At 74.6% G+C, this 1,395-nt stretch carries 2 protein-coding genes and 1 pseudogene; all 3 read left to right on the forward strand.

The features are described from left to right. Positions 1–774, forward strand: a 774-nt coding sequence (locus tag ACFY5C_RS41575; protein ID WP_389455286.1) for an FAD-dependent oxidoreductase, incomplete at its 5' end; no start/stop codon positions are given. An 89-nt stretch (positions 775–863) separates the two neighbouring features. After that, positions 864–1,313: a DoxX family protein gene (locus ACFY5C_RS41580; protein ID WP_086872312.1), complete on the forward strand. Its 450-nt coding sequence runs from the start codon at positions 864–866 to the stop codon at positions 1,311–1,313. After that, a pseudogene (locus tag ACFY5C_RS41585) lies at positions 1,310–1,395 on the forward strand (nucleic acid-binding protein); the annotation flags it as partial. The gene ACFY5C_RS41580 and the pseudogene ACFY5C_RS41585, both read left to right, overlap by 4 nt.

A 1,395-nucleotide genomic window follows, 5' to 3' on the forward strand; every position in this document is an offset into this window, starting at 1 on the left:
CTGGACGCCGGAGCGCCCGTGGTCGTGGTCGGCGGCGGCCTCACCGGCGTGGAGGCCGCGACCGAGATCGCCGAGGCCCGCCCGGACCTCGACGTCTCCCTCGTCGTGCGCGGCGGACTCGGCGACTGGCTCTCCGCGAAGGGCCGCCGGCACCTGAGCGAGGTCGTCGGCCGCCTCGGCATCACCGTCCACGAGGACACCACCGCCACCGCGGTGGAGGCCGACCGGGTCCGCACCGCGGGCGGCGCGGAGCTCCCGGCCGCCGTCACCGTGTGGACCACGGGCTTCGCCGTCCACCCGGTCGCGCTGGCCACCACCCTGGAGGTCGGCGACCGGGGGCAGATCGTGGTCGACGGGACCATGCGCTCGGTCTCCCACCCGGACGTCTACGCCATCGGCGACGCGGCCCTCGCGCGGGGCGTCGGCGGCAAGCCGCTGCGCATGTCCTGCGCCTCGGGCGGCTTCACCGCCTGGCAGGCCGCCGACGCCATCGTGGCCCGGCTGACCGGGGGCAAGCTGCCGAAGGTCCCGCTGCGCTACTTCAACCAGTGCATCTCGCTGGGCCGCAAGGAGGGCCTGATCCAGTACGTCACCGGGGACGACCGCCCCGTGCGCGCGGTCCTGAGGGGCCGGATCGCCGCCTTCTACAAGGAGCTGATCTGCAAGGGCGCCGCCTGGAACGTCGGCAACCCGGGGATGGGCATGCCGCTGCGCCGCCGCCGGGTGGTGGTCCGGCCCGACGCCGCCGTCTCACCGGCCGAGGCGGCCGCCTGAGCCGCCCGGGGGGGGGCGCCCCGGCCGGGAGGCGGCCGGGGCGCCCGCACGATTGTCAGGCCCCATGGATCTGACGTACCGTCAGATCCATGGACGCGATCTGGCTCACAGGCGCTCAATGGCTGGCCGTGCTCCGGATAGGACTCGGCCTGTGGTGGCTGGAGAGCTGGCGGCACAAGGACCGCAGGAGCTGGCTGGCCGGCTCCGGGATCGCCTGGGCCGCGGACGTGGCCGCCGAACACCGCTGGCCCGCCGTCCGCGCGGGCTTCGACCGGGTGGTGGCACCCCGGCCGCGGACCATGGCCCACGTGGTCCTCCACGCCGAACTGGCCCTGGGGCTCGGGCTGGTGCTCGGGTTCCTCACCCCGGCCGCCCTCGTCGGCGGCCTGCTGCTCAACCTGCTGTACCTCACCCTGATGATCCACGACTGGGCCGAGCAGGGGCAGAACGGCATGATGGCGCTGATCTCCGTCGTCGCGCTGTTCGGGATGTCCTGGCAGTCCTGGTCGGTGGACGGCGCGTTCGGACTGTTCGGATGAGCGGGCCCCGCTACGACGTCCCCGAGCCGGACGCCTTCACCCGCACCTACTGGGACGCGGCCGCCGCCGGCCGGCTGCTGCT

The sequence above is a fragment of the Streptomyces sp. NPDC012935 genome (assembly GCF_042900345.1).
In the GTDB taxonomy this organism is placed as follows: Bacteria; Actinomycetota; Actinomycetes; order Streptomycetales; family Streptomycetaceae; genus Streptomyces.

What these genes read in the sequence shown, in the direction of transcription:
- ACFY5C_RS41580 (WP_086872312.1), top strand. Translation starts at nt 864, where the DNA reads ATGGACGCGATCTGGCTCACAGGCGCTCAATGGCTGGCCGTGCTCCGG.